Annotated in this window: 3 protein-coding genes; 2 read left to right on the top strand and 1 reads right to left on the bottom strand. The window is 50.5% G+C overall.

Translation table 11 applies throughout. The features are described from left to right. Positions 1-479 precede the first annotated feature (479 nt). Both DW088_RS15435 and DW088_RS15430 read left to right on the top strand, forming a co-directional pair. The gene (locus DW088_RS15435) at positions 480-3,158 is read left to right on the top strand and encodes an S-layer homology domain-containing protein (protein WP_118361964.1); all 2,679 of its coding nucleotides are present in this window, start codon (positions 480-482) and stop codon (positions 3,156-3,158) included. 169 nt (positions 3,159-3,327) lie between these two features. Continuing rightward, positions 3,328-4,038, top strand: coding sequence for a hypothetical protein (locus DW088_RS15430; protein ID WP_118361962.1), 711 nt, complete (start codon positions 3,328-3,330; stop codon positions 4,036-4,038). Positions 4,039-4,116: 78 nt separating this feature from the next. Here the strand turns inward: DW088_RS15430 and DW088_RS15955 are convergent. Next, positions 4,117-6,215 (bottom strand): hypothetical protein (locus DW088_RS15955; protein ID WP_158574727.1); only part of this gene is annotated, 2,099 nt, incomplete at its 5' end.

Here is a 6,215-nt window from a genome sequence, read left to right as displayed (position 1 = left end):
AATGTCAGCCGAATCCGTGAACGCTGCACCAGCAAACATGGTGAATGCGCAAGCAAACGCCAGTACCAGTGCAAGAACCTTTTTGAAGTTACAAGGAAAATCTCAAAATATACACTTAGATTAGGAATCCGCAGGATATCCGATGTTTTATGAACTTTTTTATGTTGTGCATGCCTTAGAAAAAGATGCAATAAATGGATATTTCCCATTCTAAGCACAGACAGATGGATGATATAATTCGTAAAATTTATAATCTGATTTTTGTTCAATCTGCCAAAAATAAGTTTTGAAACAGATGTCCTAAAAATGCTTGTGGTATCCATATAATGGTATTCAAGAAGAAGTGTATAAAGTCTAAAATAGTTCAATAAATCCACGAATATATTCCGAATTCGCGAGTTATACCATGGTTTCTAGATTTTCACGCGAATCTCAAAAAGGTTCTTGCACTGGTACTGGCGTTTGCTTGCGCATTCACCATGTTTGCTGGTGCAGCGTTCACGGATTCGGCTGACATTAAGGTTGACGCTGATGTAGTGGACACTCTGGTATCGCTGGGCATTGTAGAGGGCTTTGAAGATGGCTCTTTCCAGCCGAACGGTACTGTAACTCGTGCGCATATGGCAAAGATGATCTACGTTCTGCGTACCGGCAAGTCTGACGCTTCTGCGTACAACGACGATAAGACTTCCTTCACCGATATTGGCTCTCACTGGGCACGCGGCTACATCAAGTACTGCCAGTCCCTGGGCATTATCGCTGGTAAGTCTAACACCAAGTTCGTTCCGAACGAAAAGGTAAGCGCTCAGGAAGCTGCAAAGATGCTGCTCGTAACCCTCGGCTACGACGCTAACAAGGCAGGCCTGGTAGGCACGAACTGGGCTGCAAAGACCAATGCACTGGCAGACGAGAATGGCCTGCTGGAGGACGTTAACACTTCCTTCACCGGTCCGTGCCCGCGTCAGTACGCTGCACAGCTGATCTACAACGCACTCGACACTGAGACCGTTGTATGGCGCGATGACGCTTACACCAACGAGAACTACGCTGGCACTCCGAACAAGACCATCGGTCAGAAGTACATGGGTCTGGAGTCCAAGGACACCGGCGTACTGGCTGCAGTTTCCAAAGAAGATGGCAAGGATACCTTCCGTCTGACTGTTAACGGCCTGCCGTCTATGACCAAGGTTGAGAAGGACTACTCCTCTCTGCTGGGTCAGGAAGTTAAGGTTCTGTACAAGGAGACCGACAAGGTTTACGGCGTTTACGCTACCGACAAGAACCTGACCGTTACCACTCTGGTTGACGACATCGACGATGCTGACAAGACCAACGGCAAGTTCAAGGTAAACGGCACCGAGTACAAGACCAATGCTACTGGTTCTGCTACCGCAGAGGACACCATCAAGGTTTACACCACTGCTGACCTGACCGACACCAAGCTGTTCAAGGAGAAGGGCACCGACGGTGTTACTCTGAAGTCTATCCCGGCTTACGAGACCGTAACCCTGATCGACAACAACGATGACGACAAGATCGACTTCGGCGTTTACACCCCGTTCACCTTTGCTAAGGTAACCTACAAGGGCACGGATTCCATCACCCTGAAGGCTATGGGCGGCACTCAGTTTGCAGGCACCAAGACCGGCATTGACTACGACCTGAAGGACGACGACGTTACTCTGTACGACGGCGCTAAGAAGGACGACTACGTTCTGGTAACCGAGGGTGCTTACACCTCCACCGGCTACACCAACATCGTTAAGGCTACCACCGTTTCCGGCAAGGTTGCTGCTCGCAAGACCGCGACCGTAGAGGTTGGCGGAACCAACACTACTGTAGCTAAGGACGTTCGCGTTGGCACCACCTGGTACAAGGTTGCTAACTACAAGACCAACACCGACGCTAACAAGATCGCTGTTGATGACGAGTTCGACTTCTACGGCGTAAACGGCTTCGTATTCTTCGCTGACAAGACCGCAGGCAGCGTTTCCGCAAGCAACATTGCGTTCGTTGACAAGGCTGCTGTAAAGAACTATGGCACCGATGCAGGCGAGGTTATTCTTGCTAACCTGTACTTCGCTGATGGCACTTCTAAGAAGGACGTTAGTGTTGCAAACGTTAATGATAAAGACGTTGATGACATGACTAAGACTGGTGATGTGTACACTGAGGCTACTACCGTTGCTAAAGCTATGGTAGCACAGCGTCTGTACAAGTACAGCGTTAAGTCCAACGGCGACTACGAACTGACCGCTCTGTCCAACGATGAGAAGGGCAGCTACGATGAGTATGTTACCACCAGTGCTAAGGCAACCCTGACCAACAAGGATGGCAAGTTCACCGGCGTAACCGTTGGCAGCAACAAGGCTTCCACCGTTCGTTTCGCTGACGATGCTGTTGTATTCGTTAAGGATAAGGACGACGTTAAGGTTCGCACCGGCAAGTCCGTAGCAGCTTGGAAGAACCATGAGACCGCTGGTTACATGAGCTACATCTGCGGTCTGGCAGATAAGACCTCCGGTAACTACTACATGGGTATCGGCGCAGTCGTTCTGGGTGCGGATCAGAAGGTAACCGGCAACTCCGACGTTAAGTACGGTATGCTGGTATCCGACCTGTCCGAGTCCAAGACTGATTCCACCAACTACTACAACTTCACCGTTTGGAACGGTACCAAGAACGTAGACGTTAAGGTTGAGACTAAGGATGCTTACAAGTCCTTCGGCAAGAACACCTTCATCGCTTACACCGAGGTTGAGACCGTTGACGGCGTAACCGAGATCGAGATTCAGAACAGCTACAAGGACGCTCAGATCACCACCGCTGGCGACGAGGTTAAGACTGTTGACAAGGCAGTTGCAATCAAGTCTCTTGATAAGGATACCATCTCCTTCTACGGCGTAAATGACGACAAGGAGTACGACCTGTCTGACGATCTGGTTGTTATCGGCGTTAACACCGAGGACAAGAAGGGCGTTGCAGGCGTTGAACTGGACGTTGCTGACGAGACCTCCAAGGACGGCGTATACTTCAAGAATGCTGTATTCTTCATGGACGGCGACGAAGTAATTGCTGTATTCGTAGACTCTAAGGGCGCTATGTACAAGGACGGCAAGAAGCTGGATACCACTCCGGCTGCTGTTACTGCTGACTAATCACCTGACTGTTATAACATAACAGCACAACAAAACCCCGCTCATTGAGCGGGGTTTTCCCTTTCTCCGAAAAATTTGCAAAAAACCAAAAGTTTTTCTTGCAATTTCTGAAAAATCGGCTATTCTATACCTCAAACAAACGGCGAAACGCCGAACAGGAGGTATATTTATGGGATTTGAATCGTATCGGCAGGGCGCGTTCACGAAACGGTTAGCGGACCTGCCCGACCAGCCGAACATGCAGGCGGCGGAGCTGAAAACGTACTTTGACTCGTCGCCGGAGGAGCTGCGGCAGGCGCTGAACCGGCTGTGCGACGCGCTGGGCGAGTTCTCGGCTGCGGCTAAACTGGGCTACACCGCGAGTGCGGGCGTGCCGGCGCAGACCGTTCAGGACGCGATCGAAAACGTGCAGAAACAGGTGCGCGACGCGTCGGTTGGCAAGCTGCCGAGCGGCTGTGTGGACGGTGACAAGTTGGCGCAGGACGTGCGCAACCGCCTTACCGCGATCGAGCACGCCGCCGAGTCCGAAACCAACGCGCGCACCGCGGCGGACACCGACCTGCAAAATGACATGAACACCGTCAAAACCACGCTTACGGTTAAAACTGCGTGCAATTTCGGCACATATACCGGCGATGGAACCGAAAAACGTACTATCACACTGGGGTATCACCCAAAGGCCGTGCTCGTGTTCCGCGACGGCTGCTACACCGGCTACAGCAGCGCCATTTACGGCGGTTTGGCGTCCGAGGACGTGCCGCTGATGTACGGCGATAGCGTCGGCCTCGGCGTCACCGCTGACGGCTTTCAGCTGCTCAATAGCCGCAACTGCGCCCTCAATCTGAACGGGTATAAGTACTCGTTTGCGGTTTTTGCGTGAAAAATAGGGAAAACCCCCGAGGAAATTTCCTCGGGGGTTCATTTTGCCGTTCAGACGAAGCGAATCAACAGAGGTTGATTAGTTCGGGTAAACGTCGGTGTCCAGCTCATTAGTAACGTCAACAACCAGAACGTCCAGAGTCTTGCCGTCCTTAGAGTAGAACATTACGTTGTTCTTGTAGCTGGTAACGTTGCCAGTGCTATCGTAGTTCTCGATAGCGGTCTGGAGAGAGCCATCAGCAACACCGGTCTGAGCGTCGGTATCAACGAACAGTACCATGGTATCGTTCTTGTCGATCTCACGAGCGATGGTCTGGCCAGCAGCGACAGAGCCATTGCGAGCGATGGTTACGTTGCCGTCCTTGCCATTGCTATCCCATGCGAAACCGGTCAGAGCACCCTTATTCAGGTTAGTCTTGTATACGTAGGTGTCGCAATCAGCGTAGCCGTCGGAATCCAGAGTATACTCAACAACAGTGCCCTCTGCGTAAGCAGAACCAGCGGACTGCTTAACCTTCAGAGTGGTTGCCTCGGTGCCGTTCCAAACGTTGTACTCAACGTACTCGTTGTTGTTAGCATCCTTAGCGTTGTTCTCAACACCGAAGATGTAAGCGTAGGTCTTGTCAGCGGAAGACGGATTCTTGTTGGTGTTTACAAATGCAACCTTAGCGTATGCATAACCATCGCTATTGTCGGTCAGCATATCACCGGAGAAGATGTTCTTGTCGCTCCAGTTCTTCATGTTCGCGCCGGTAACTACCTTGTAGTCATCAGAGCCGTACTTAACGAATACGGTAGCAGAAGCATTGATGTAGGACAGAGTGGACTTGTCAGCCTTCTTGATCTTGCCGTCATCAACATAGCTATTTGCCGGAATCGTAGTATGGTTATCGTAACCAGCATACTTGGAGTTAACCATTACAATCTGATCCAGCTCGTACTTGCTGCCAGACTGAGAGTAGGTTACCAGAGTCGGGATAACATTGCTCGAGTTATCCTTCAGGCCGGATACCAGATTACCGTTAGAAAGGATATCAGACTTATCCTCATCAATGTCAACAGTCTTGCGGGTGCCATCCGGGAAGAGCATATCAGCCTGCCACTTCTTGCCAACGCCAGAAGTCTTAGCTGCATCGATCATCAGAGCAACGTCGGTAGAACCAATCTTGTAATCGTCAACGTATACAACGTAGCCGCTCTTGATTACTACAGTAACAGTGTTGCTCAGCGCAATCTTAGAAGCATCGCCAGAAGCCAGTGCAGAAGTGTACCAGTTGTTGTCGATGCGGATGTCATTCTTGTTATCGCGGGTAGAAGTGATCTTGCCCTCAACAACGTCAGCCTTAACAGCGTCCAGCTTGGAGTTTACCTTGCTGTTGGTGATGATAACGTAGTCGTCCTTCTTCAGGCCGGAAACGTCAGAGTTGCAGGAATCCTTGTCCAGCTTGGAATAGCCAGAGAAGTTTGCAACGCCGAAGCCTGCCTTGTAAACAACGTTTACGTAATCCTTGCCAACGTAGGAAACCTTACCAACCATGTACTTGGTAACGTCCATGCTGATAACCTTGTCGTCATCATTCAGAACGGTCTTAACGTCAGCTGCCTTAGTTGCTGCAGTTGCGTCAGTTACATAACTGGTGATGGTCTTCTGAGTAGCGGTGTTATCCTCAGTTACCTTAGCTTCCTGGTCGTTACCAGTGGTTACACCCTGATTCAGGATGGTGTACTTGGTGCCATCAAACTTCAGCTTGCCGCCGTTGATTGCGTAATCGTTAACAACGCCGTTCAGAACGGAGCTGTCGTCGGTTACGAATACGCCGTAAACTTCGTCAGAAGCCTTGAACAGAACCTTAACAACACGGTTGGTCAGAGCAGAGTAGTCCTTAGCAACCTTGGTGAAAGAAGAAACATAGTCACCCTTGTACTTGTCAGAGTCCTTCTGGTTAGCCGTGGTCATGGTCAGGGTCAGCTTGTAGGTGTCCTTGTTGGACTCCTTAACAACACCGTTCAGAGTGCCAATAGAAGTCTTCAGACCCATGTACTTCTCGCCAACAGTCTTGTTGTCAGCGCCGGTATAGGTCTCGTTGGTGTAAACGCCATCACGAAGAACAACGGTCGGAGCAAAAATGGTGTTGTAGATCAGCTGTGCAGCGTACTGACGCGGGCAAGCGGAAGTGA

Origin of the sequence: Butyricicoccus sp. AM05-1 (genome assembly GCF_003474415.1) — a bacterium.
GTDB lineage: Bacteria > Bacillota > Clostridia > Oscillospirales > Butyricicoccaceae > Agathobaculum > Agathobaculum butyriciproducens.
The sequence above is the reverse complement of the archived record's forward strand: the minus strand, read 5'-3'. Positions and strand labels throughout refer to the sequence as shown.